Genomic DNA, 24,651 nt, shown 5'->3' on the forward strand with positions numbered 1-24,651 from the left:
CGACGTCGGGACCGCGACGATGTCGCGCAGCGAGCCGTCACGCAGCCTGCCACCGACGATGTCAACGACATGCCACGCGGTCGAGCCGGTGCCGAGTCCGAGACGCATCCCGGACCGGACGTATTCGACCGCGCGCTCGGCGGCGGCGCGTTTCTGTGCGTCGCGGTCGCTCAACGAGGCGCGCCCGCGCCGAGGCCCGCCGCGCGACCCGACTTGCGCTGCACCACGCGCCGAACGGCGTCAACAACTTCCCTGGCCGTCAGCCCGTACTTGCGCATTAGCGCTTCGGGGTCGCCGCTCTCGGCGTACGTGTCGTCGAGGCCGACGAACTCCATCGGCACCGGATGCGTACCGACGACCGCCTGCGCAACGCGCGCACCGAGCCCGCCGTGGAGCAGGTGCTCCTCGGCCGTCACGATTGCACCCGTGTCCGCCGCGGCCGCGCGTACCTCGTCGACGTCCAGGGGCTTGACCGTGGCCATGTCGACGACACGTGCCTCGATGCCCTCGCGCTTCAGTTCCTCGTGAGCGACGAGCGCGGCGGCGACCATCAGTCCGTACGCGATGATGGTGACGTCGCCGCCCTCGCGCAGACGCGTCGCCTTGCCGAAGCGGAAGTCGGTTGGCGTCGCGTCATAGATGAGGGGCGCCTTGGGGCGGCCGGACCGGATGTAGACGGGGCCGTCGTGCTCGTAGGCGGCCTGCACGACCGCACGCATCTGGTGCTCGTCGCATGGAACGCAGACCACGAAGTCCGGCAGCGCACACGCGAGCGCGATGTCCTCCACCGACTGCTGTGACGCACCATCCTCGCCGATCGAGATGCCGCCGTGGCTGCCGCACACCTTCACGTTCAGCTTCGGGTAGCTGACCGCCATGCGCAGCTGGTCGTAGCCCTTCAGGATCACGAACGCGGCAAAGCTCGAGATGAACGGGACCTTGCCGCTGGATGCGAAGCCGCCGGCCATGCCGACCATGTTCGCTTCCTGGATGCCCACGTTCCAGAAGCGCTCCGGATACGTCTCACCGAAGGTGAAGCTCTTGGTGCTCTTCGCGAGGTCCGCGTCCAGCACCACGATGTCGGGGTGTGTGCCACCGAGGTCGCGCAGTGCTTCGCCGTAGGCGTCGCGTGTGGCCTTGCCGAACGTCAGGCCCGGAAAGATGCCGTTCATTCGCCGCCCTCCTCGTGCAGCGGAAGCGCCGCGAGTGCACGCGCCAGCTCGTCCTGCGTCGGCGCGACGCCGTGATACTTGTTCTGATGCTCCATGAACGTGACGCCCTGCCCCTTCACGGTGTGCGCGATCACGCACGCAGGGCCGTCCTGCGACTGCGCCCAGTCGAACGCCCTGACGACGTCCTCCAGGTCGTGACCATCACATTCCCGGACCGCCCAGCCGAACGCCGTCCATTTGTCAGCAAAGGGCTCGATGCCGATGATGTCCTCGACCGCGCCGTCGAGCTGGAACTTGTTGTAGTCGACGATCGCGACGAGGTTGTCCGGTCGGCTGTGGCCTGCTGCCATCGCCGCCTCCCAGACCTGGCCCTCCTGGCACTCACCGTCGCCGAGCAGCACCCAGACGTTGACGTCACGGCTGTCCATGCGCGCGGCCAGCGCCATGCCGAGGCCGATCGAGAGACCCTGCCCTAGCGATCCCGTCGATGCCTCGATGCCCGGCGCGGTGCCCAGCACCGGATGGCCCTGGAGGCGGCTGTCGATCCTGCGCAGGGTGCGCAGCTCGGACTGCGGGAGGAAGCCGGCCTGCGCGAGTGCAGCGTACTGCACCGGGACACCGTGGCCCTTGGAAAGGATGAACCGGTCGCGATCCTCCCACTCCGGCCGATCAGCGTCGTAGCGGAGAAAGCCGCCGAAGTACAGCGCGACGACCAGTTCCACGGCGGACAGTGAGCCGCCGGGGTGACCACTCTGCGCCTCGGTCAGCATCTCCAGGATGTCGCGCCGCACCGCGACGGCGCGCCGCTCGAGTGCCGCGATGTCGCGCGCGCCCGCGCCACGCGCCTGTCGTTGGTCCTGCTTCACGCTCGCTCCCTGGCAGGTGCACGAATCGCCGCCGCGCCCGCGACGGCAGCACCGGAATGTAGCCGGGCGCGAAGTCGCCCGCAAAACTGCCGGAATCGGCTGCAGGCAGCGCTGCGCGGCCATGTTTTCGCCTGATTGGAGACGACTGTCCCCACAAGGAAACCGGCCGTGCACCCCCTCCGAGACGGGCGCACGACCGGACCGGTTCCCGGCACGGAGCCGGGTGCTAGCGCTGCTGCGGAACGATCTCGATCTCGGGCGCCTCGACCGGCACGGTCGGCGTGGGAAGGTGCTCGTTCGCGAGCCGCGCCAGGGCCATGTACGCGGTGACCTCGGCGATGCTGTCACGCACCTGGAGCGAGTCCAGGTACATCTCCACCGCCTCGATATACGGCATCTCGTTCTCCAGCAGCTCGACGAACTGGAGCGAGTTCTCGACGTGCGTGTTGAGGATGGCGACTTCCGTCCGCGCCGCTGCGAGCTCGACCTGGCGCCGCAGGTCGTCGTTCACACGCCCGCGCAGCCGCGAGCGCATCAGGTTCATGAACGACTTGCGCGGCTCCCGCTGCTCCGGCGCCTGCTCGACCGACAGCTCCGGCCAGATCTCGCCGCGCACCCCCTGCTCGCCCAGCGTTGCCAGCGCGCGCGTCGTGATCACGCGCGACTCGTCCTCCGACAGCCGCAGCATGCGGGTGTAGATGGCGAGCGCGTTCTCGAACGGTACCTGGTCGCCCACGATCTGGATCAGCTCGAGGGCGTGCCGGACGTGCGTCGCCAGCAGTCGTTCCTGCGCCACTGCTACCGCAAGCTCCACGCGGCGTTTTACGGAATCTGACAGATCGTTAGACGAAAACGGGTTCTTCACGTGCGCGCTCCGCGTCGGCCGGGCATATCGGGAAATCCGTGTCCGGAACGCCCGGATTTGCAACTTCCGTTCCGAGGGAGGATCTCACCGGGTCGGCACGACGCAGCCGCGATCGCCCATGTTTCCACGACGACACAGTCCCGCCTGCCGGAGTGTCGGTGCTGACCGCAAAAGCGAAAACGGCGCCGGAACCACGTCCGACACCGTTTTCGACCAGACCGGAGCGCCGCGTTCGCCCCGACCTGGAGACGCGGTATGCACCGCCTCAGCCGAGGCGGCTCCGTGCCTGTGTGAGCTGCGCGAGCACCGCCTGCCGGGAGGTCGCGCCGGGCACAGAGCGCGCCTCCACCGAGGCGAGCGCGGTAAGCTCCGGCCGGCCGCCCTCGAGGAGCACGGGATGCGCGGCGCCCCACGCGGCCTCCGGCAGCTCGGACACGCTGCAACCGGCGGCATCGGCCGCGCGCAACAGTCGACCGACTGCACCGTGCGCTTCCCGGAACGGCACACCGCGGCGCACCAGCTCGTCGGCGATGTCCGTCGCGATGAGCGATTCGTCGCTCACTGCGTCGGCGAGCGGCTGCTCGTTGAAGCGGAGCAGCGCGACGGTTTCGCGCGTGGCGGGCAGCAGTGCGAAGAGCGCGTCGAGTGCGGAGAACAGCAGTCGCTTGTCCTCCTGCAGGTCCTTGTTGTAGCCGCTGGGCACGGACTTCACCATGGCCAGTGCGGCCGTCAGCTCGCCGATGAGGCGGCCGGCGATCCCGCGCGCCAGCTCCAGTCCATCCGGGTTGCGCTTCTGCGGCATGAGGCTGGAACCGGTCGTGTACGCCTCCGGCAGCTCGACGAAGCCGAACTCCTGCGTCGAGAAGACGATCAGGTCCTCCGCGAGGCGCGACAGGTGCGCACCGACCGTCGATGCGACGAAGATCGTCTCGATGATCCAGTCCCGGTCGCCCACCGCGTCCAGCGAATTCTCGCTGATCGTCCGGAACCCGAGCAGCTCCTTGAGCAGCGTGCGGTCGACATCGAAGCCGGACCCGGCAATGGCGCCGGAGCCGAGCGGCAGCACCGCAACGCGCTCGAGGGCGCCCTGCAGTCGCTGCCGGTCGCGATCCAGTGCCCAGAAATGCGCGAGCAGCCAGTGCGCCACGCGAACCGGCTGAGCCCGGCGCAGGTGCGTATACGACGGCATGAGCAGATCGATCGTGTCCGTGGCCTGGTCCACCAGTGCCGCCTGCAGCGCACGCAGCTCCGCGTCGATGCGGGTCAGCGCGCGGACCGTCCAGAGGCGTGCATCGGTTGCGACCTGGTCATTGCGCGAGCGGCCGGTGTGCAGCTTGCCCGCGACCGGACCGGCGACTTCGTAGAGAAGCCGCTCGACCAGCGTGTGGATGTCCTCGTCGTCGCTGTCGAACAGCGCAGGCTCGTGGGCCAGCCGGTCCCGGACCTTGCGCAAACCCGTGTCCAGTGCGCGCGCCTCCGCGACCGTCAGCACATCAGCGCGCGCGAGCGCCTGCACCCACGCGCGGCTCGCCTCGATGTCCTCACGCCACAGCCGGCGATCGACGGGCAGACTCCGGTTCAGCTCCTCGAGCGAGGGTGCCGGGCCGGCAGCGAACCGCCCCCCCCAGAGCCGGTGACCCGGATCGGTGGGTGCCGACTGCGTCGTATCGACCTGCTGCATTGTGACGCTCCGCGTCATGCGCGCGACGCCGGAATCAGCGTGGCCGCGCCGTTGCCGTTGGACGCTGCACCGTTCATCGGTGCCTCGACCCTGGAATGATGCCCCGCACCGTTCACCGCGGTGCGCTGCAACGCTGCGTCACCGTACTGCGCGCCGGCGTCGTCGCTGGCGGCAAAGCCGCCCGACTGCTTCGCCTCGGCACGCGTGGGCAGCGCGAACAGGGTGATGAACCCCTTCGCGTCCGCGTGGTCGTACTCGTCGCCGCTGGCGAAGCTCGCGAGCTGCTCGTCGTACAGCGCGAACGGCGACTTGCGGCCAGCGACGCTGGCGTTGCCCTTGTACAGCTTCAGGCGCACGACGCCCGTGACCTTGCGCTGCGTGACGTCGACCAGGGCGTCGAGCGCGAGGCGCTCCGTCGACCACCAGCGGCCCTCGTACGTCAGGTCCGCGTAGCGCTGCGCGATGTCGTCCTTGAGGCCGAGCGTGCGACGGTCCAGCACGAGCTGCTCCAGCTCGCTGTGCGCGGCGTAGAGCAGCGTGCCACCCGGCGTCTCGTAGATGCCGCGCGACTTCATGCCGACGAGCCGGTCCTCGATCAGGTCGATGCGGCCGACGCCGTGCACGCCGCCGATCTCGTTCAGCCGCTCGATCAGCGTTACCGGATCGAGCGCCTCACCGTCCACGCTCACCGGGTAGCCCGACTCGAAGCCGATCTCGACATACTGCGGCCGGTCGGGTGCATCCTCGGGCGAGCTGGTCAGCATGAACACGTCCGGCGTCGGCTCCCACATCGGGTCCTCGATCGGGCCGCCCTCGTGCGAGACGTGCCACAGGTTGCGATCACGCGAGAAGATCTTCTCCTTGCTGACCGTGAGCTGCAGCCCGCGCTGCTCCGCGTACGCGATCGCGTCCTCCCGCGAATGGATGTCCCACTCCCGCCAGGGTGCGATCACCTTCAGGTCCGGCGCGAACGCCGCAAACGACAGCTCGAAGCGCACCTGGTCGTTGCCCTTGCCGGTGCACCCGTGCGCGAGCGCATCCGCGCCGAGCTTGAGACCGAGCTCCGCCTGGCGACGCCCGATGATCGGCCGTGCCATGGCCGTGCCGAGCAGGTACTTGCGCGCGTAGATCGCGCCGGCGCGCAGCGTCGGGAAGATCGCCTCGCGCACGAACTGCTCACGCAGGTCCTCGACGATGAGCGCCTGCGCACCCTGCTGGCGCGCACGCTCCTCGAGCCCTGCCAGCTCCTCGCCCTGGCCGACATCCGCGGCCATGCAGATCACTTCCGCATCGTAGTTCTCGCGCAGCCACGGCACGATGATAGACGTGTCCAGTCCGCCCGAGTAGGCAAGCACCACGGTGAACGACATCAGCTCCTCCCGGTGTTCGAAAACGTGGGCGCCACCTCGCGCACCACGGCGATCTCATCACACGCGTGCCGCTTCGGGCACACCTTGCAGTCTGCTGCGACCTTCTCGGGCAGACGGCTGAGCGCCGTCGTCGTGAAACCGAGCCGGTGAAAGAACTTGTCCTGCAACGTCAACGCGATGACGCGGTGGATGCCCTGCGCCTGCGCATCGTCGAGCAGTGCGTGCACGATGCGGCGCCCGAGGCCGTGCTTCTGGTAGGCGGGCGCAACGGCGAGCGCGCACACCTCGGCCAGGTCGGCCGAGTAGACCTTCAGCATGCCCGTCGCGACGATCGCACCGTCGGCTTCCGCCACGACGTAATGGTCGATGGTCGCGCGGATCTGCTCGATGCTGCGCGCGAGCAGGATGCGACTCGCGACGAACTCCGCCTGCAGCGCGTGCATCGCCTCGACGTCGGCGGCCACCGCACGACGCACGACGACGGCGTCAGCGGCCCGGACGTCGCTCGACTCCACGCGCAGGAGCACTGCGGGCTCGTACGCCGGCGCGACCGGCAGCGCGATCCGCTGCGGTGCCGCGCTCACGCCAGCACCTCGCCCAGGATGGCGATCGCCTCGTCGATGTCCGACTCCCGGATCACCAGCGGAGGCAGCAGCCGCACGACTCGCTCACCGGCAGTCGCGACCAGCAGGCCGGCCTCGAGCGCCGCCGCAGCGACCGGTGCGGCGGGTACGTCCAGTACGATGCCCCACATGAGACCGGCGCCACGGACGTCGACAATGCTCGGGCAGGACGCCGCCAGCTCACGGAGCTGCTCGTGCAGGTAGTCGCCCAGCGCACGCACGCGACCGAGGAATGCCGGATCCGCAATGCGCGCGACCACCGCAGCGGCAACGGTCGCCACGAGCGGGCCGCCGCCAAAGGTCGTCGCGTGATCACCGGGCTGGATGCACTCTGCGACGCCGTCGCTGAGCAGCACCGCGCCCATCGGCAGTCCGCCGGCAAGCGGCTTGGCGAGCGTCAGTACATCCGGAACGATGCCGTGCGCCTGGTACGCGAACAGCCGACCCGTGCGACCGAGGCCGCACTGAACCTCGTCGAAGATCAGCAGTGCATCATTCGCATCGGCCACGGCACGCAGGCGAGCCAGCACGTCTGCGGAGAGCGGCTGCACACCACCTTCGCCCTGCACGGGCTCCGCGATGATCGCTGCAGTCCGCGCCGGGTCGAGTGCGGCCTCCAGCGAGGCCGCATCGTTCGGATCGACGAAGCGCACACCGGGCATCAGGGGCGTGAACGGCGCCTGCATCGCGGGCCGGTCCGTCGCGGCGAGCGCGCCGAACAGCCGGCCATGGAAGCTGTTGCGGAGCGCGACGATCTCGTGCTTCGCCTCGCCGCCACGCGCGCGCGCCCACCGGCGTGCGAACTTGAACGCCGCCTCGTTCGCCTCCGCACCCGAGTTGCAGAAGAACACGCGATCGGCAAAGCTCGCATCCACGAGCAGCTGCGCGAGTGCAGCCGCAGGCTCGGTGCGGTACAGGTTCGACAGATGGATCAGTCCACTGGACAGCGCCTGCTCGACCGCGGCGCGAACGGTTGCGTCGCCGTAGCCGAGCGCATTGACGCCGATGCCGGCGACGAAGTCCAGCCAGGCGCGACCCGCCTCGTCGTAGACGCGCACGCCCTCGCCGCGTACGAACACGGGCGCCGCCGGACGGTAGGTGCCGAGCAGCGCGCTGCCTGCGACAGCGGGCGAAGGCTCGAGGATTGTCGTTGCCGCAGTGCTCACGCTGCCTCCACGGCGGCCGCTCCGATGAGCGTCCCCCGATCCGGGTTTACCAGGGCAGCGACGCTGCCGATGCGCACCTGTGCAACGCCCCGATCGAGAGCGTCCAGCGCCGCGCGCAGCTTCACCGCCATCCCACCACCTGCCACACCGCTCGCGAGCAGCGCCTCACCCTGCGCGGGCTCGACTGCCGGGAGCGTCACACCGTCCGCGCCGCGAACCCCCTCCACGTCCGTCACGAACAGCAGCTCGCGCGCACCCAGCGCAACAGCAACGGCACCTGCAACTTCGTCCGCGTTCACGTTCAGCGCGCCACCGCCGGGGCCGCGTGACACCGGAGCGACCACCGGAATCATGCCTGCACCGAGCAGCATCGAGAGAAGCTCCGCGCGGACCGACGCGACACGGCCGACCCGACCCAGCACGCCACCCGCGGCCAGGCTGGCCGTGACCAGGGCGCCGTCCTCACCGGACAGCCCGATCGCGTCCGCACCGGCCGTGATCAGCGCGGACACCAGCCGCTTGTTGACGCGACCGTTCAGCACCATGGACGCAGCATCCAGCGCCCCGTCCGGCGTCACGCGGCGGCCGCCCACCCACTCGACCGCAACGCCGAGGCGCTCGGACAACGCGCTGATCTCCGGGCCACCGCCATGCACGATCACGAGATTCTCATCGGCGGCCGCGACGGCCTCGGCGAACGAGCCGACCCAGCCGGCATCCGTCAGCGCGGCTCCACCGATCTTCACGACACGCACGTTCACGCGGGCAGTCCCTCCGCCTCGTCGAAGCCGAACATGATGTTTGCGTTCTGAACCGCCTGGCCGGCTGCGCCCTTCACCAGGTTGTCGAACGCAGCCAGCACGAGCACCATCGGGGGCTCGATGCGCTCGACGTCCGCAACACCGAGCGCGACGACGTTGCGGGCGACCACATCGCGCAGCGCGGGCAATCCATCGCTCCACACCTCGACGAAACGCTCCGCCTCGTAGGCCGCACGCAGCGCGTCGATCACCTGCGCGCGCTTCACGTCCGCGCCCACCGGGACGTACATGGTTTCCAGGATCCCGCGGCGGACGGGAAGCAGATGCGGGGTGAACACGAAGGGGGCACCATGACCGCCGTTGGCGCGGGCGAGGCCCTGCGCAATTTCCGGCACGTGCCGGTGCGTATTGCCGACACCGTATGCCCGGAAATCCTCCGCCACGTCACCGAACAGCAGCTCCCGCTTCGCGCTGCGCCCCGCCCCCGTTACGCCCGAAGCGGCATTCACCATCACCGGGCGGGATGCGTCCAGCAGACCCTCCCGGATCAGCGGCGCGAGCGCGAGCAGGATTCCCGTCGGATAGCAGCCGGGGTTCGCGACCAGCGGCTGACCCGCCACCCGGTCGCGCCACAGCTCCGGCAGTCCGTATACCGCGCCGCCCTGCCCTTCGCGCAGGTCCGCGGAAAGGTCGATCGCGCGCGCACCCGCCTCGCGCGCGCGCAGCGCCCAGGCGCCGGACGCGCCGGTCGGAAGGCACGTGAATACAATGTCCACCTCGGAGAGCGGCACTTCGTCCGCGGGGACGTAGCTGAGGGCCGTGCCCGCCACCGGCCGGCCGGCTTCGCCCTCCGACGTCGCGTACACCAGCGCCATCTCCGGATGCCGCCGCAGCAGTGCGACGAGCTCCTGTCCCGTATAGCCCGTCGCGCCGATCACCGCGGCGCGGACAGAGGAAGTATTCGTCATTCGAGAATAATCATACATCCAATGGTCGTGTGTCAACCGCCGAAGCCGGCCTGCCGCAGAATCCGCTAGTCGACGGCGCCGGCCAGCTCTTCGATGCGCTGCTGGATCAGGGCGAGCTGCGCGGGGTCGCGCAGGATGAGGAGGATGGTGTCGTCGCCGGCGAGGGTGCCGAGGACTTCCGGCCATTCCTCCCAGTCGAGCGCCTCGGCGACGGCCTGTGCGCCGCCGGAGAGGGTGCGGACCACGAGCAGGTTTCCGGTTCCTTCCGCACCGACGTAGAGCGCGGGCAGGAGGCGGGTGAGGGCGGGAGACTGGTCCCAGCTCTCGGGGGGCAGCGTGTAGTGGGAGCGTCCCTCGGCGTCGGGGACCTTGATGAGGCGCAGCTCGCGGATGTCGCGAGAGAGGGTGGCCTGGGCGACCTCGACGTTGCGCTGGGCGAGGAGCTCGCGGAGGTGCTCCTGGCTGGTGACGCGGTGCGAGGCGATCAGCTCGCGGATGGCGGCGTGGCGTTCAGGCTTACCCATGGCGGGAGAATGCCGCCGGCCGCGCAGGATGGTCAAGTCATGGGGGCGGCACGATGTAGACGAAGGCAAAGACGACGCCGTAGAGGGTGCGTGCGAGGAACGTGCGGACGCGCACGTCGGCGCTCGGTCGATCGGGGCGCAAGGAAGCGGCGACCAGCTCGATGCCGCCGTGCGTGGCGCCCAGGACCACGCCCGTCGTGAGATCGGCCTGCCCGATCAGCTCGAGGGCGACCGCATAGAGCAGCGGGAACAGCAGCAGATCGGCAACGGCCGCAATCGCGCGTGGGCGCCCCCGCGCAGCCGCAGGCGTGTGTCGCGCGATTGGCCCTGCGACGACTGTCGCAGCGATGCCGCACCAGAGCAGCAGCAGAAAACCGGGTTGTGGCAGCATGTCCGCTCAGCCTCGTTGCGGGACAGCCGCCTGTCAAGCGAGAGCGGATCTGCTTGCGGCTGGCGACCATGCAGTGATGGTGGCGGGTCCACCCGGGCTGCGGCCGGGATGGGCGCCGCTGACCGGAGCACGCATACGGGCCCGCTGCGTGCGTTGCAGGCCTGGAGAGCGGAACGGTAAGGGAGCCGAAGGCATGAATCACGACGTCCAGGCAGCGCCACTCGTCGCGCTGCGCCGAATCCTTTCTCATCAGCACCTGCGGTTCGCGGTGCTGATCGGGATCCTGGCCTGGCTGGTGGACTGGGTCTCGAAATCGTGGGCGCTGACGACGCTCGCGCAGCGCCCGCGCGAGCTGGGCGACGCGCTGCTGCTGGGCGTTGCGCACAACGATGCGCTCGCGTTCTCATCCTTTCAGTCCATCCCGGTCGAGAGCGTGCTGTCGCTGCGGCTCACCTGCATCGTCGTGCTGGCGCTGCTTGCGGTCCGGTTCGCGACGGAAAGCCGCCGGCTGGCGTGTGCCTTCGCGCTTCTTCTCGCGGGCGGGCTGGGCAATGTGGCGGACCTGGTCCTGCGCGACGGCGCGGTGATCGACTTCATCGGCGTCAGGCCGTTCCTGTTCGCGGAGCCGGACCTGGCCGTCGTGTTCAACCTGGCCGATGTCTGGATCAAGGTCGGCATCATCCTGGCATTTCCGCTGATCCGCCGGGCGGCACAACGGACGCAGGAGGCCAGCGACGCGTTCGAGCGCCGGCTCCAGCTGCGTCTCCGCTGAGCGGCGCGCGGTGCCGACGCTCATGTCGGCGCGCGTTCCGCCCCTTCCCTCTCCCTGCTGAGCCACCCGATCAGCTGCCCGATCACGGCAGGCATGAGCGCGGCAGGCACCACGATCATCCAGTCCTCCCGCGTGAGCGGCACCACGTCGAGCAGGCGTGCGAGTGGTGCGAAGTAGAGCGCGAGGAACTGCAGTGCTACGGTCAGCAGCACGGCGGCGATAGCCCAGCGGTTCGCGATCATGCGTCCCCAGCCGAGAACGTGCGTCCGACTGCGCGCATTGCCGAGATGGAACGCCTGTGCCAGTGCGAGCGTCATGAACGCGATCGTGACGGCCCGGTCCGGATCGTCGCGCTGGAGCGCGTACAGGAACGCACCAAGCGTTGCGATGGTGATGAGCGCCGCAAACAGCGCGATGCGTCTGAGGAAACCGGGCGAAAGGATGGCCTCGTTCGGATCACGGGGTGGACGTCGCATGACGCTCCGGTCGCCCGGCTCAGCGGCGAGGGAGAGTGCGGGAAACGTGTCGGTGACCAGGTTGAGCCAGAGGATCTGCAGCGGCAGCAGCGGTTGCGGCATGCCGAGGATGCTGGCGCCCAGGATGACCAGCACCTCGGCGAGGTTGCAGCTGAACAGGTAGAAGACGAAGCGGCGGATGTTGTCGAAGATGACGCGCCCCTCTTCCACGGCGGCGCCGATGGTTTGAAAGCGGTCGTCACGCAGCACGACGCCTGCTGCCTCCTTGGCGACATCGGTGCCGCGCCCACCCATTGCGACGCCGATGTCCGCCTTCTTGAGAGCCGCGGCGTCGTTCACCCCGTCTCCCAGCATGGCGACGATCTCGCCGCGCTGCTGCAGCGCCTCGACGATGTGCAGCTTGTCCTCCGGACTGATCCGGCTGAGCGCAGCGATGCGACGCAGCTGTTCACGTGAGCGCGCCACTTCGTGCGCCTGCAGCTCGCGCGCGTCCAGGACCAGGTCATCCTCGCCCATGATGCCCAGCTCACGCGCGATCGCCTGCGCCGTCAGTTTCTGGTCGCCCGTGATCATGATCGTGCGGATGCCGGCCGCATGCAGCGCGTCGATCGTTTCACGCACGCCGGCGGCGGGTGGATCACTGATGCCGACGAGACCGGCGAATGTCAGCGGCGGGAGTTCCTGCGCGGTATCGACGGAGCGGCCTGCTGCAACGCTCACCCCGTGATCGTACGACCCGGCGTCGTCCGGCTGCCGGTGCAGCGGGACCGACGCCTGCGCAAGCGCGAGGACGCGCAGCCCGCGTGCGGCCATGTCGCGGTTGCGGACGAGGATCGCCTCGCGCGCGGCATCGTCGAGCTTCTCAGTGGGGTCGCCGATCGCATCGACGCAGGCTTCGACGACGCGAGCGGGCGCACCCTTCACGGCGACCAGTGTGTGATCGGTTTCGGAGTGGAAGCTCGCCATGAGCATCCGCTCGCTGGAGAACGGCATCTCACGGCTCCGCGGTGGCAGCGCATTCCGATCCAGGCCGGCCTTTTCGGCCAGCACGAGCAATGCGGCCTCGGTGGGGTCGCCGCGGATCGTCCAGCCGTCCTTTGCAGTGTGCAGCAGGTCAGCGTTGTTGGCGAGCGCGCCGACGCGCAGCGCCGACCGGAGTGCCGCATCGCGTTCGGCATCCACGGGTGTGCCATCCCGGAGTATGTCCCCCTCGGGGGTGTACCCCGCGCCGGTCACCTCGTACGTGCGTCCGGCGACCCACAGCTCGGTGACGGTCATCTCCCCGGCCGTGAGCGTGCCCGTCTTGTCCGTGCACACGACGGTGACGGAACCCAGTGACTCCACCGCGGGCAGTCTGCGAACGAGCGCGTTCCTCCTGGCCATGCGCGCGGTACCGATCGCCAGCGCAATCGTGGAGACCGCGGCAAGGCCTTCGGGCACGGCAGCGATTGCGAGCGCGATGGCTGTTTCCACGAGCTGGCCGACGGGCTCATCGCGGAGCATGCCCGCGACGATTACGGTAGCGGCAACGACGAGCGTGATCCCCACGAGACGACCGCCGAGCACGTCCAGCCGCCGCTCGAGGGGTGTGCGCTCAGCGTGGATGCCGGCGACCAGCCCACCGATATGGCCGACCTCCGTTGCATTGCCGGTCGCCGTGACGACGGCCCGAGCGGTGCCCGCGACGACGTTGGTCGACATGTAGATCGAGTTGATGCGCTCGGCGAGCGGCGTATCGGTCCCGAGCACCACGTCTGCCCGCTTGTCGACGGGCAGTGACTCGCCGGTGAGCGCGGCTTCGCTGGTGCGCAGCTCTGTCGCCTGCAGCAGGCGTGCGTCGGCGGGCACTGCCTGTCCAGCCTCGATCAGGATGACGTCGCCGGGAACGAGCGTGGTCGCCTCGATTTCACGCGCACGGCCATCACGCAGCACGGTCGCGTGTGGCACTTCCAGTGCGAGCAGCGCTGCCATGGCGCTGCGCGCACGCAGCTCCGTCACGAACCCGAGCGCGGCGTTGATGATCAGGACACCGAAGATGGCAATCGCTTCGATCGGATCGCCGAGCAGCCAGGCGACAGTCATGGCGGCGACGAGCAGCAGCACCACCACTCCGCGAAACTGCTCGAGCAGGATCCGCCACGCCGACGTGGGCCGGGCGAGGCGCAGCGAGTTGGGGCCGTATTCGTGGAGCCGCTGCTGTGCCTCCGCTTCACGCAGACCCTGGACACCAGTCGACAGCCGGTCCAGCAGTCCCTGGAGATCGGCCGCGTGCCAGTCGTCGGTCCGTGTCAGAGCCTCGCGCTCACCCGCAGCAGCGCTCAACGGCCGTGCTCCTCAGCGCCGGCTGCTCTCGCGACCGGTGACGTCCTGGGCGGAGATGCGAAAGAGCACCGTGCGGAACGCGAATGGATCGTCTTCGGCGAACGTGTCGGGGATGAGCGTGCGCAGCAGGCGGACCGCCTCGACCCACAGCTCCTGCTCCGCTTCTTCGATCACGTAGAAGCCGCCATGGATGAGGATGCTGCGCCAGTTGAAGAGGTCGTCGATCTCGCTGACTTCGAATGCGACCGGCCACCAGCGGTACTGGTTCTCCGCCAGCACCTCGTACTTCTGACCGTACGACGTGCGCCCGTAGAGCCACCCGTCCGAGTACACGTAGTTGACGGGCTGCACGTCCACGTTGTTGCCGACCGCGTAGGCGAGTCGCCCGATGCTGTTGCGCTCGAGGATCGCGTCGATCTCGTCCCTGTCCAGCTCACGGAACGTCGGCGCAGATGCGGACTGTGCCATCCACTCCTCCCCATGTCACCGGTGCGAGGCGGTTCTGCAGCGTGTGTGAAGATCGTGCATCATGCGGCCTGCCGGCCAGCCAGGCTGAGCGCGAACATCCCGTCGCTGTCCTGGCGCCATTCCAGCAGATCGAGTCCTGCTGCCGCGAACATCTCCTGCACCACCTGCCGGTCGTACTTGCAGGAGATCTCCGTACGGATCGTTTCACCCTTGCCCAGGTCGATCGTGCCGATGCCGGGCACGCTGACCGACTGCGCGGCCGTCGAGACGAGATGCATCTCGATGCAATGGACGTCGCGGTTGTACACGGCGCTGTGTCGAAACGCACCCGGGTCGAAGTCCGCGCCGAATTCGTCGTTCATCACCCGGAGGATGTTGAGGTTGAACTCGGCAGTGACGCCCCTGGCGTCGTTGTATGCGGCTTCCAGTGTCGCTGCGTCCTTGCGCAGGTCTACGCCGAGGATGAAGCGGTCGTCGGGCTGCATGACGTTGCCGACGCGGCGCAGCAGATCGACTGCGGCGTCGCGTGCGAAGTTGCCGATCGTGCTGCCAAGAAACGTGAGCAGCACCGGCCCCGGGAGTGAGCCGACCAGTTCCAGCGCACGGATGAAGGTTGCCGCGACCGGTCGAACGGTGAGACGCGGGTGCTCCTCACGCAGCCGCTCGGCGGTGTTTGCCAGGAATTCGGCGCTCACATCGATCGGTACATAGGTCACGCCACCTGTATCCGCATGCATGGCCGTGAGGAACGGCCGTGTCTTCAGGGCACTGCCGGCACCCAGCTCGACCAGTGACCGCGGACGATGGCGTTCGATCCAGGAGGGCACCTGGTCGGTGATCAGCGCCTGCTCGGCGCGCGTGAGGTAGTACTCCGGCAGGCGCGTGATCTCCTCGAACAGCCGGGAGCCGCGCTCGTCATAGAAGAGCCTGCTCGGCAGCTCCCTCTGCTCGCGGGCCAGGCCGGCGCGGATCTCGTCGAGAAGCTCCTGCCGCTCGTCGCTCAGCGTGCGCCCCCGGATTCGACGTCGCGCGCGAGCCGCACGCCCGTGAACTGCCACGTTGCTTCGGGCGGAAAGAAGTTGCGGTATGTGGGTCGGATGTGGCTGCGCGACGTCGCACAACTTCCGCCACGAAGCACGTACTGGTTGCACATGAACTTGCCGTTGTACTCGCCGACAGCACCGGGAGCAGTGCGGAAGCCGGGGTACGGCGCGTAGGAGCTGGACGTCCATTCCCACACGTCCCCGTACATCTGCCGCAGGCCGGCGGCTGGCGAAGCGACACCCGGGTGGTGGTGCCCATCGTCGACGAAATTGCCCGCCACCGCTACCGTTGCCGCGGCGACCTCCCACTCGGCTTCCGTCGGCAGGCGTGCGCCGGCCCCGCGCGCAAAGGCGTCCGCCTCGAAGTAGCTCAGGTGGCAAACCGGCTCATCCGCATTCACCTCACGCATGCCGCTGAGTGTGAACGTCATCCAGGTATCACCGTGCCGCTCCCAGTAGAACGGCTCGGCCCAGCCGTGCTGCTGCACCGTGGCCCACCCGAGGGAAAGCCACAGTTCCGGCCGCTGGTACCCGCCATCCCGCATGAAGTCGAGATACTCGCCGTTGGTGACCAGCCGGTCGGCCAGCGCGAAGGCCTCGACGAACTCGCGATGGCGCGGCTCCTCGTTGTCGTACGCGAAGTCGTCCCCCTGGTGACCAGTTTCGTACACGTCCGCATCGAAGCTCACCCATTGCAGCGGACGAGTGGCATGGGGCTCCTGTCGTCCGGGGATCGTGCGATACACGGGGCGCAGCGGATTGACGGAGAACACGTGCTTGATGTCCGTCAGCATCAGCTCCTGATGCTGCTGCTCGTGGTTCAGCCCGAGCGTGACGAGCTGGACCAGCGACGTCTGTGCGACCTCATCGAGGCCCTGGAGCAACCGCACCATTGCCTCGTCGACGTGCCTGCGGTAGGCCAGGACCTCCGCCACGGTCGGTCGCGAGATGTAGCCGCGCTGATCGCGGCAGTGGCGCTCGCCCGCCTGCTGGTAGTACGAGTTGAAGAGGTACAGGTACGTGTCGTGGAGCGGTGTGTAGCCGCGTGCGTGCTCCATCAGCACGAAGCGTTCGAAGAACCAGCTGGTGTGCGCCAGGTGCCACTTGGTGGGGCTCACATCGGGCATCGACTGCACGACCATGTCCTCCGGCGCGAGCCCCTCGACCAGGTGCTCCGTGAACGCGCGCACCGCCATGTAGCGTCTGGCGAGTGTGGAATCGGCGGCCGCTGCTGTCGGGCTCCCGGAGCCCGGCGTGGACAGGGTGGCTTCCGTCGTTGCCATTGCAGTCTCCTCGTGAGTTACCAGGCTGGTGACGTCCGCTGGAAGCGTCGCTCAGACTGTCGTGTAGCCCCCGTCGATGAGGTAGTACCCGCCAGTGATGAACGAGGCATCACTCGACAGCAGGAAGCAGACGAGCGGCGCGATTTCTTCTGCTCTTCCCAGGCGCCCCAGCGGGTGTCGCGCAACGAGTTGCTTCCTCGTGTCGGACGGCAGATCCGCCAGCAGCGGTGTATCGATGTAGCCCGGGCCGACGCAGTTGATCCGCAGCCCCTGTGGACCGTACTCGGCGGCCGCGTTCCTGGTGAGGCCGACCACACCGTGCTTGGCTGCGGTATACGCGCCGTTGCCGATGGCAGCCACCGCTCCATGGATCGACGCCATGTTCACGATTGCGCATTCCCCGGCACCGGCATCGAGCATCGCAGGGATCTGGTAGCGCATGCCGTAGAGCACCCCGTTCAGGTTGATGTCGATCACGCGGTTCCACTCGTTGATGTCGGTCTCGCCCGCAGGTGCGGGCGCACCGCCGATGCCCGCATTGTTCACGGCATAATGGAGCGCACCGTACATTTCGATGGCGTGGCGCACGACCTTGTCGGCGTCCTCAGGGCTCGCTGTGTCCTGCCGGAACGCGCTGGCCAGGCCGCCGGCTTCCGAGATCTCCCGCGCAACGCGTTCGGCCGATTCGAGATTGATGTCCGAAAGGACGACACTCGCACCCTCCCGCGCGAGTCGCTTGCCGATCGCCTCGCCGAGTCCTGACCCGCCGCCTGTCACCAGTGCGACCTTGCCATCGAACATCCCCATCAGCGCCTCCGCGTGCCTGAGCCGATTGTCAGTGGTCTTCCGCCCCATCCGGGTCGTTGCCGGGTGAAAGAATGGGGCCAGTGGAACGTGGAGGCAGAGCCTTCCCTCGGAGCTCGAGCGTTCCGGGTCGCGGGGCAGCTCTGGAACTGTGCGGGAGGCCTGGAGGCCGGAAGACGATGGGCGAGGCGAGCGGCGATCCGGCAGCAGGCGCTGATCCGGGGCAGGTGACGGATCGCGACTGGCGCTGCGTCAGCGGTATGGAACAGAAACGGCCACCCGTGGGTGGCCGTTTCATTTCTGCCTCGTGCGAGAGGCCCCGAGCGGATTCGAACCGCTGCATGAGGGATTTGCAGTCCCTTGCCTTACCAGCTTGGCTACGGGGCCGAAGCAAGAGCGGGAAACCGGGCTCGAACCGGCGACCTTCACGTTGGCAACGTGACGCTCTACCAACTGAGCTATTCCCGCGCGATGCAACCTGAACTACGGGTCCGGTGACCGGAGCCACCAGTACTCTCAGTGCCCTGCGAAGTCGCCGCAGGCAACTGAGCTATTCCCGCGCGATGCAACCTGAACTACGGGTCCGGTGACGTGGCCACCGAGCTGAAAAAGCTACCGATTCCGCGCTTTTCCGTCAACCTCACACCGCACCGATCGCGACTCTGTACAGCGCCTCGTAGGACCGCGCGGAAGCGTCCCAGGAGCGGTCGAGGCGCATGCAGCGACGCCGCAGGGCGTCCCAGCCGCGCGCACGCCAGACCTTTCGTGCTCGCGCCACCGCGGCCACGAGCGAGGGCGCGTCGGGTTCCTCGAACAGGAAGCCGGTCCGGCCGTCCTCGACGGTGTCGATCAGCCCGCCCGTCGCGCGTGCAATCGGGGGCGTGCCGTAGCGCTGTGCGATCATCTGTCCGAGGCCGCACGGCTCGTAACGCGACGGCATCAGGAAGAAGTCCGCCCCGGCGTAGATGCGGTGAGCCAGGGCGTCGTCGAAGCGGAAGATCGCGGCGATGCGACCGGGGTGTGCGCGCTCGACGGCGGCGAGCGCGGACTCCGTCATGGAATCGCCGTCACCGAGCACGACGAGGTTCACCCCCTGCTGCAGCAGTGCATCGAGGCCATCCACCACGATGTCGATGCCCTTCTGATGCGCGAGTCGCGTGACCATGGCGAGCACCGGCCCTCCGTCGCCGAGGCGCAGCTCCTCGAGCAGTGCGGTCCTGCACCCGTCCTTGCGTGAGAGCGTGCTGACGCCGTAGCGCACGGCGAGTGCATCGTCGCCTGCGGGGTTCCACACGCGCGTGTTGATGCCGTTCAGGATTCCGGTGAGAGCCCGCCTGCGGAACCGCAGCAGTCCGTCCAGCCCGGCACCGAATGGTGGTGTCTGGATCTCGCGTGCGTACGTGGGCGACACCGTGACCACGCGATCGGCGAGCGAGATGCCGGCCTTCATGAACGACACCTGTTCGTGGAACTCGACACCGTTCTCGGTGCGGTACAGCTCCGTGGGCACCCCTACGGATGGCAGCAGGGCGCGATCGAAGTTGCCCTGGTACGCGAGATTGTGGATGCCGAACACGGTGGGGATGTTGATCTCGTCGATCAGCTCGTAGACCGGTACGAAGCCGGTCTGCCAGTCGTTCGCGTGCATGACGTCGGCGCCCCAGGCCGCTGCATACGCGACGACCGCGCGGGAAAAGAACGCGAAGCGACGGCCCGGCCCGAGGGGATCGAAGAACGGCATCTCGTAGGGGCCGAACTGCTCGAAGAATTCGGGCGCGTGCGCGAGCACGGCGGGCGCGACGCCGGCCGGGTCGTGCAGGTGAAAGCGCACGTCGCGACCACCGCCCGGCCACGGCACGTGCAGTGTCCGCTCGAGCGGGAGCGTAGCGGTGCGCGCGCGCAGGTGCGCGTACGCGGGCACGATGATGCGGACCTCGTGGCCGAGGGCGTGCAGCGCGTCGGGGAGGGAGCGTGCGACGTCGCCGAGTCCGCCTGTCTTGTAGTACGGAATCGCCTCTGCGGCGGCGAGCAGTACCTTCATGAAGCGCGACGCACGGCGCTTCGCATCGGGCGGCGGACGCGCATGGCGCGCGTGAGCGCCCAGCCGAGGAAGCCGGCGGCGGCGGCGGCGTGGACGCCACGTGCGGCGTCGCCCGTATCGACGTCGTACGCGTCGCATGCAATGCCGCCCGGCAGGCGCAACCGCTGTATGAGCGCCTGCGCGTCCTGGCTGCGGTCGGCAAGCAGGTCGGCGCACAGTGCGGCGAGGACCGCATGATCCGGATCGCGGCGGGACGCCTCTCCCGGAAACGCCCGCTCACCGTGCCAGAGCGGGTAGCGACGGGAACGCAACAGGCTCATCGTGTCGGTCCACACCGGATCATCGAACTCGCAGAATTCGAGGAATGGCAGCAGCCGGAGGCTGCCCACCGGATCGTCGTAGATTGCCGCATCGCGCTCGAGGTCGGTCGAGCAGGCGAGCACGTTGCTGCCCTCGACCTCCACCGTGCAGCGGCTCCAGATGGTACCCGCCAGCTCGTCGGCTGCGTTCTGCAGTCGCGGCGGATCCGGGAGCGCCCAGATGCGGTCGAGTGCACGGACGAACGCCCAGAGCAGCACGTTGTCCCAGGTCACGTACGGCTGGTCCGCAGGCGCTCCATCCGGCAGCACCTCACCCCGCGCGAGGAAGATCTCCGGGTGAAGCCGTGAAAAAAGCAGCTCATCGATGTCGCGCAGCCCATCCTGGATGGTGGGCTCGTCCAGCACTGTTGCATCCTCGGTCGTCGCCACGTACTGATCGACGGCGATGCCGTACGCGCACAGGTTCGCCACACTGAGCCCCGGATCGAGCACGGCTCCGTTCACGTAGCGTGCATGGAACCCCGGCCGGTCGGAAAACAGCTCATAGATGCGGAGCAGCAGCTCACGCGCAAGCTGCGGGTCCGTCTCGCAGAGCGCGGGCAGCGTCCAGAGCAGCGCCTCGCGCTCGCTCACGACGGCGGTCTCACCGTGCAGCGGTGAGCGCGACGCCAGCGGGTAGATGAAGTCGTCGTCCACCCCACGCGCCACCCCGCAGTAATAGTTGAACGTCAGGTTCCGGTTCAGCAGCTCCGACAGTGCAACCTGGTCGCTGCGGCGCGCGAGGCGTGCAAGCTCCAGGCGCGCGTTGCGCAGCAGCTGCTGCGCCCCGAGGCGTGCCATCCGCCCTGCTGTCGCAAGGGCGCCGTCACGCTCCGGGGCAACGCCGATGTGCACGGCGAGGCGTGCGCGACCGCCGGGTCGCAGCCGCAGCGTGCCGAGAGCACGAAAGGTGATCGGCACCCCATTGTGGACGGTGTGGGCTTCGCCCGGGACAGAGGCGCGGCGGCCGACGCCGGCGTCGGCGATCTCGTAATGCACGTCGCTGCCTTCCACGCACAGGCCGAGCGCAGCACCCGACGCGATCGGGCCCGCTTCCAGTGCAATGCCCGGGTGTCGCGAATCGCCCTCGCTGATGCGGTTCGGCGCGTGCAGCGGACGCGGCGTACGGATGTGAAGCTGCGACCAGGCCCACACCCCCTCGACCCCGACCTGGAGAGTCTGCTCGATGTTGGCGTGGTTTTCGAGCTCGAAGAGGAGCACGGCACCGCGCACGATCGGATCGTAGCCTCCGGGCCCGAATGCCGTCACCCGCAGCGAGAGATCGGGAAACGGGTCCGCGCGGTACTGCGGAATCCAGCGGTCGACGCGCTCGTGCGTGAAGCGTCCCGTCGCGAGCGGTTCGCCCGCGCGCATCACGACCGGTCGCAGGAGGCCGGGGCCGTCCTCGGTGCCGGTGTTGCAGCTCCACTCGAGGAGGCCGCCGAGACCTGCATGCAGCACGTTCACGCGCTGCACCGCCGCCTCGTCATCGAGGCAGAGGGTCACGTAATGATTTCCCGTGATTTCCCAGGCCATGGTGGTCACCCGCGGATCGTCCCCGCCGCCCCGCGGAAGATGCGGGACGGTCTGCCGGCCGCAAGGGATGGGTGCATTTCCCGGGCCCTGCAATAGCAGGAATTTCGCTTGACGCCGCGCGCGGGCGGCCGGTATACTGGACCGAATCTCCGGGCTGAAAAAGCATTGTGCTTCTTGTATTTCCGCCCGAGTCCCCGAATGGCACCGACCGAAGAGGGTGAGGCTGTCGCAGCGGCGCTGGCGCTGCCCTTCCCGCCCGGCGGGCACGTCGCAGGGGATCAGAACCGCGGGGTCCGGGGATCCGGCCCGCCCTTCCACATCAATCCGAGGTCATCCATGGGTTTGCACGTTCGCAGGGCTCTGGTCTTTGCGTTCGCCTGGCTCGTACTCGGCGCAAGCGCCGCCTGGGCGCAGACCGGCGCGATCGTCGGCCGGGTAACGTCTGCGTCGGGCCTGTCGCCGATCGCATCCGCACTGGTGGAAGCACAGTCGGAGGATGGGCGCACGGCCGGTTCTGCAATCACCGACGGTGACGGGCGGTTCCGGATGATCGGCGTGCCGGCGGGCACGTACACGGTTCTGTTCAGTGCAGTCGGTCACACGGACCAGCGGGTGCCGAACGTGACGGTCTCTGCAGGCGGTACCGCGGTGGCGGATGCATCGCTTGCCGTGCAGGCGTTCGATCTCGACCCGGTCCAGGTCACGGCCAGCCGTGGCGTCATCGAAAAGGCAGTGGACGCGCCCGCGCACGTGGAAGTGCGCGGTGAACAGGAGCTCGACGTCCGCCCGACCGTAACGCCCGCGGACCACCTGCGCGGCATGGTCGGCGTCGACATCGTGACGCAGGGTATCCAGTCGACCAACGTGGTGCTGCGAGGCTTCAACAACATCTTCTCGGGTTCGCTGCACACGCTGACCGACAACCGCATCGCGGGTGTGCCCTCGCTGCGCGTGAACCTGTTGCACTTCGTCCCTGCGACGAACGAGGACCTGGAGCGCATGGAGGTCGTGCTGGGACCGGGCGCCGCGCTGTACGGCCCGAACACGGCAGATGGTGTGCTGCACATCATGACCAAGTCACCGCTGGCGGAACCGGGCACGTCGCTGTCGGTGGCGGGAGGCGAACAGAGCTTCTTCGAGGCGACGGGCCGCACCGCGATCCGCGTGTCGGACAACTTCGGCATCAAGGTGTCGGGGCTGTACATGCAGGCGGAGGAGTGGGAGTACGAGGATCCGGTCGAAGCGCAGGAAACGTTCAACTACCGGACGGGTCCTGATTCGATCACCCAGAGATTCCGTACGCAGCTCACCAATGCTCTCGGCGGCGACGCCGCAGCCGCCGAGGCCCGCATCTCGCGCATCGGCACGCGTGACTTCGATATCGATCGCTGGAGCGTGGAAGCGCGAGCCGACTGGGTGCCGACGGCCGGCGTGAACACGATCCTGTCTGCCGGCATGACGAACGCCGGCAGCGGCATCGAGCTGACCGGTCTCGGTGCTGGCCAGGTCGACGACTGGAAGTCGTCGTACTACCAGATCCGCACGAACTGGAACCGCCTGTTCGTGCAGGGCTACCTGAACGCCAGCGACGCCGGCGACACGTACCTGCTGCGCAACGGCGTCGCGATCCAGGACGAATCGAAGCTGTGGGTCGGCCAGATCCAGCATGGCTTCCGGCTCGGCGACCACAACTTCACGTACGGCGGTGACGCGCTCTACACGGTGCCCGAGACCCACGGCACGATCAACGGCATCTACGAGGACGACGACGAGACGACCGAGCTCGGCGGCTACCTGCAGTGGGAGTGGGCGTTCGACCCGAAGTTCGACCTCGTGCTGGCCGGTCGCGTCGACGATCACTCGGGACTCCCTGACCCGATCTTCTCGCCGCGTGCGGCCCTCGTGTTCAAGCCGGCGGAGAACCAGGCGATCCGCGCGACGTTCAACCGCGCGTTTTCGACGCCCAGCTCGCTGAACCAGTTCCTGGACCTGCCGAGCGCGGCACCGGATCCGGCGCTGGCAGCGCTGGGCTACAGCGTGCGCGTGCAGGGCACCGGACGCGACGGCTTCCAGATCGCACAGTCGGACGGCAGTTTCCTGATGCGTTCGCCGTTTACGCCCGGCGACCCGTCGGCGCTGGTGCCGGCCAATGCGGCGCTGTACTGGAATGCCGCGGTGGCCGTGATGGAGGCGCGCGGCCTGCCAGCGCAGATGGCGGGCTATCTGCGGCAGATTGCGCCGCTCGCCGCAGAGGCCGTTGGAACGTCGTTCCTCGACGCTGCGACGGGAGACCTGGTGTCCGCACCGCCCTTCGATCGCGTCGATCCGATCCGGGAATCGACGACCACGTCGATCGAAGGCGGGTATCGCGGCGTCATCGCCAACAAGCTGCTGCTCGCGGCCGATGTCTGGTGGGCGCGCAAGAACAACCTCGTGACGCCGCTCACGCCCGTCACGCCGCTCGTCCTGCTCGAAGGCACCTCGACCGTGCAGTTCCTCGTGCCGCGGCTCATGCAGGACCTCGGCATGTCGCAGGAGCAGGCAACGGCAACGGCGATCCAGCTTGCGGGAAGCGCCGCGGCGCCCGGCCTGGCCTCGATTCCGGTTGGCGTCGTGTCCTCCGCGGACATCAATGCCAACGGCGCGCAGCTCCTCACGACGTACTACAATGTCGATGACGAGCTCGACTATTACGGGCTGGACCTTTCCGCCAACTACCTGTTCAGCGATGCTTTCTCGCTCGCTGGCACGCTCTCGCTCGTCAACGACAACGTGTTCGAGACGGATCGCGGCGAGAGCATCACGTTGAACGCACCCAAGACGAAGGCGAGTGTCAGCGGCACATACCGTCATCTCGGCATCGGCCTCTCCACCGAGCTGAGGATGCGCTATAACGACTCGTTCCCGGTGCGTTCCGGCGTGTACAACGCCACGCGATGCATCGAGCCGGATGTTCCAGGCACCGAGGAGTGCGTCGACTCCTACACGCTCCTCGACCTGACGACCTCGTACGAGATCCCGGGGTTCCGGGGCGCCGCGATTCAGCTCGCGGTGACGAACCTGCTGGACGAGGAGTACCGCAGCTTCCCGGGCGTTCCGAACATCGGGCGGATGGCGATCCTCCGGCTCAAGTACGCGTTCGGTCACTGAGCAGGACCGC

The 24,651-nt window shown here is 68.3% G+C and carries 20 protein-coding genes and 2 tRNA genes; 2 read left to right on the forward strand and 20 right to left on the reverse strand.

The features are described 5' to 3' along the window. Positions 1-170: 170 nt before the first annotated feature. From VFU06_05475 to VFU06_05525, 11 genes are all read right to left on the reverse strand, one after another. Positions 171-1,172: a transketolase C-terminal domain-containing protein gene (locus VFU06_05475; protein ID HEU5208845.1), complete on the reverse strand. Its 1,002-nt coding sequence runs from the start codon at positions 1,170-1,172 to the stop codon at positions 171-173. Next, positions 1,169-2,038: a transketolase gene (locus VFU06_05480; GenBank protein HEU5208846.1), complete on the reverse strand. Its 870-nt coding sequence runs from the start codon at positions 2,036-2,038 to the stop codon at positions 1,169-1,171. Before VFU06_05480 ends, VFU06_05475 begins: the two co-directional genes overlap by 4 nt. A gap of 226 nt (positions 2,039-2,264) precedes the next feature. Further along, positions 2,265-2,834 (reverse strand): hypothetical protein, encoded by a 570-nt coding sequence (locus VFU06_05485; GenBank protein HEU5208847.1) that lies wholly within the window; start codon positions 2,832-2,834, stop codon positions 2,265-2,267. Between the two features lie 334 nt (positions 2,835-3,168). Further along, the gene (argH, locus tag VFU06_05490; GenBank protein ID HEU5208848.1) at positions 3,169-4,584 is read right to left on the reverse strand and encodes an argininosuccinate lyase; all 1,416 of its coding nucleotides are present in this window, start codon (positions 4,582-4,584) and stop codon (positions 3,169-3,171) included. 14 nt (positions 4,585-4,598) lie between these two features. Beyond that, positions 4,599-5,954: an argininosuccinate synthase gene (locus tag VFU06_05495; protein HEU5208849.1), complete on the reverse strand. Its 1,356-nt coding sequence runs from the start codon at positions 5,952-5,954 to the stop codon at positions 4,599-4,601. After that, positions 5,954-6,538 (reverse strand): GNAT family N-acetyltransferase, encoded by a 585-nt coding sequence (locus VFU06_05500; protein ID HEU5208850.1) that lies wholly within the window; start codon positions 6,536-6,538, stop codon positions 5,954-5,956. The genes VFU06_05495 and VFU06_05500 overlap by 1 nt, the downstream gene beginning before the upstream one ends. Continuing rightward, positions 6,535-7,743, reverse strand: coding sequence for an acetylornithine/succinylornithine family transaminase (locus VFU06_05505; GenBank protein HEU5208851.1), 1,209 nt, complete (start codon positions 7,741-7,743; stop codon positions 6,535-6,537). The genes VFU06_05500 and VFU06_05505 overlap by 4 nt, the downstream gene beginning before the upstream one ends. Continuing rightward, positions 7,740-8,504, reverse strand: coding sequence for an acetylglutamate kinase (gene argB / locus VFU06_05510; protein HEU5208852.1), 765 nt, complete (start codon positions 8,502-8,504; stop codon positions 7,740-7,742). The genes VFU06_05505 and argB overlap by 4 nt, the downstream gene beginning before the upstream one ends. Continuing rightward, positions 8,501-9,472, reverse strand: a complete 972-nt coding sequence (gene argC, locus VFU06_05515) for an N-acetyl-gamma-glutamyl-phosphate reductase (GenBank protein ID HEU5208853.1) — start codon at positions 9,470-9,472, stop codon at positions 8,501-8,503. Before argC ends, argB begins: the two co-directional genes overlap by 4 nt. 65 nt (positions 9,473-9,537) lie before the next feature. Then, complete coding sequence (gene argR, locus VFU06_05520; protein HEU5208854.1) at positions 9,538-9,996, reverse strand: arginine repressor; 459 nt, start codon at positions 9,994-9,996, stop codon at positions 9,538-9,540. 37 nt (positions 9,997-10,033) lie between these two features. Further along, entirely contained in the window at positions 10,034-10,387 is a 354-nt protein-coding gene (locus tag VFU06_05525; GenBank protein ID HEU5208855.1) for a hypothetical protein, read from the reverse strand. Between the two features lie 193 nt (positions 10,388-10,580). Here VFU06_05525 and VFU06_05530 point away from each other — a divergent pair, with 193 nt between their 5' ends. After that, on the forward strand, positions 10,581-11,159 hold the full coding sequence (locus tag VFU06_05530) for a signal peptidase II (protein ID HEU5208856.1): 579 nt from the start codon (positions 10,581-10,583) through the stop codon (positions 11,157-11,159). Between the two features lie 20 nt (positions 11,160-11,179). On the opposite strand, the gene VFU06_05535 is transcribed toward VFU06_05530, so the two are convergent. The 9 genes from VFU06_05535 to VFU06_05575 all read right to left on the reverse strand — a co-directional run bounded on the left by VFU06_05535 (position 11,180) and on the right by VFU06_05575 (position 21,491). Beyond that, on the reverse strand, positions 11,180-13,957 hold the full coding sequence (locus VFU06_05535; GenBank protein ID HEU5208857.1) for an HAD-IC family P-type ATPase: 2,778 nt from the start codon (positions 13,955-13,957) through the stop codon (positions 11,180-11,182). A gap of 12 nt (positions 13,958-13,969) precedes the next feature. After that, positions 13,970-14,425, reverse strand: a complete 456-nt coding sequence (locus tag VFU06_05540; GenBank protein HEU5208858.1) for a pyridoxamine 5'-phosphate oxidase family protein — start codon at positions 14,423-14,425, stop codon at positions 13,970-13,972. A 59-nt stretch (positions 14,426-14,484) separates the two neighbouring features. Then, positions 14,485-15,483 carry an L-histidine N(alpha)-methyltransferase gene (egtD, locus tag VFU06_05545; protein HEU5208859.1) on the reverse strand — a complete coding sequence of 333 codons (999 nt, stop codon included), beginning with the start codon at positions 15,481-15,483 and terminating at the stop codon, positions 14,485-14,487. Next, positions 15,426-16,751: an ergothioneine biosynthesis protein EgtB gene (gene egtB / locus VFU06_05550; protein ID HEU5208860.1), complete on the reverse strand. Its 1,326-nt coding sequence runs from the start codon at positions 16,749-16,751 to the stop codon at positions 15,426-15,428. Before egtB ends, egtD begins: the two co-directional genes overlap by 58 nt. 51 nt (positions 16,752-16,802) lie before the next feature. Further along, complete coding sequence (locus VFU06_05555; protein ID HEU5208861.1) at positions 16,803-17,558, reverse strand: glucose 1-dehydrogenase; 756 nt, start codon at positions 17,556-17,558, stop codon at positions 16,803-16,805. Positions 17,559-17,869: 311 nt separating this feature from the next. Further along, a tRNA-Cys gene (locus VFU06_05560) sits at positions 17,870-17,942 on the reverse strand. An 8-nt stretch (positions 17,943-17,950) separates the two neighbouring features. Next, positions 17,951-18,023 (reverse strand) — tRNA-Gly (locus VFU06_05565). A 172-nt stretch (positions 18,024-18,195) separates the two neighbouring features. Continuing rightward, positions 18,196-19,596, reverse strand: a complete 1,401-nt coding sequence (locus VFU06_05570; GenBank protein ID HEU5208862.1) for a glycogen/starch synthase — start codon at positions 19,594-19,596, stop codon at positions 18,196-18,198. Further along, a complete protein-coding gene (locus tag VFU06_05575) occupies positions 19,593-21,491 on the reverse strand; it encodes a hypothetical protein (GenBank protein HEU5208863.1) in 1,899 nt (632 codons plus the stop codon). The genes VFU06_05570 and VFU06_05575 overlap by 4 nt, the downstream gene beginning before the upstream one ends. 198 nt (positions 21,492-21,689) lie before the next feature. Here VFU06_05575 and VFU06_05580 point away from each other — a divergent pair, with 198 nt between their 5' ends. Then, on the forward strand, positions 21,690-24,641 hold the full coding sequence (locus tag VFU06_05580; GenBank protein HEU5208864.1) for a TonB-dependent receptor: 2,952 nt from the start codon (positions 21,690-21,692) through the stop codon (positions 24,639-24,641). Positions 24,642-24,651: the final 10 nt, after the last annotated feature.

It is taken from the genome of Longimicrobiales bacterium, from assembly GCA_035764935.1.
Classification (GTDB): domain Bacteria; phylum Gemmatimonadota; class Gemmatimonadetes; order Longimicrobiales; family RSA9; genus DASTYK01.

Bases quoted from the DNA above. Each gene is read 5' to 3' on its own strand.
- VFU06_05495 (HEU5208849.1), bottom strand. From the start codon at position 5,954: ATGTCGTTCACCGTGGTGCTTGCCTACTCGGGCGGACTGGACACGTCT.
- VFU06_05570 (HEU5208862.1), bottom strand. From the start codon at position 19,596: ATGAAGGTACTGCTCGCCGCCGCAGAGGCGATTCCGTACTACAAGACA.
- VFU06_05475 (HEU5208845.1), bottom strand. From the start codon at position 1,172: ATGAACGGCATCTTTCCGGGCCTGACGTTCGGCAAGGCCACACGCGAC.
- VFU06_05540 (HEU5208858.1), bottom strand. From the start codon at position 14,425: ATGGCACAGTCCGCATCTGCGCCGACGTTCCGTGAGCTGGACAGGGAC.
- argR (HEU5208854.1), bottom strand. From the start codon at position 9,996: ATGGGTAAGCCTGAACGCCACGCCGCCATCCGCGAGCTGATCGCCTCG.
- VFU06_05555 (HEU5208861.1), bottom strand. From the start codon at position 17,558: ATGGGGATGTTCGATGGCAAGGTCGCACTGGTGACAGGCGGCGGGTCA.
- argH (HEU5208848.1), bottom strand. From the start codon at position 4,584: ATGCAGCAGGTCGATACGACGCAGTCGGCACCCACCGATCCGGGTCAC.
- VFU06_05575 (HEU5208863.1), bottom strand. From the start codon at position 21,491: ATGGCCTGGGAAATCACGGGAAATCATTACGTGACCCTCTGCCTCGAT.
- VFU06_05580 (HEU5208864.1), top strand. From the start codon at position 21,690: ATGGCACCGACCGAAGAGGGTGAGGCTGTCGCAGCGGCGCTGGCGCTG.
- egtB (HEU5208860.1), bottom strand. From the start codon at position 16,751: ATGGCAACGACGGAAGCCACCCTGTCCACGCCGGGCTCCGGGAGCCCG.
- argC (HEU5208853.1), bottom strand. From the start codon at position 9,472: ATGACGAATACTTCCTCTGTCCGCGCCGCGGTGATCGGCGCGACGGGC.
- VFU06_05525 (HEU5208855.1), bottom strand. From the start codon at position 10,387: ATGCTGCCACAACCCGGTTTTCTGCTGCTGCTCTGGTGCGGCATCGCT.
- VFU06_05530 (HEU5208856.1), top strand. From the start codon at position 10,581: ATGAATCACGACGTCCAGGCAGCGCCACTCGTCGCGCTGCGCCGAATC.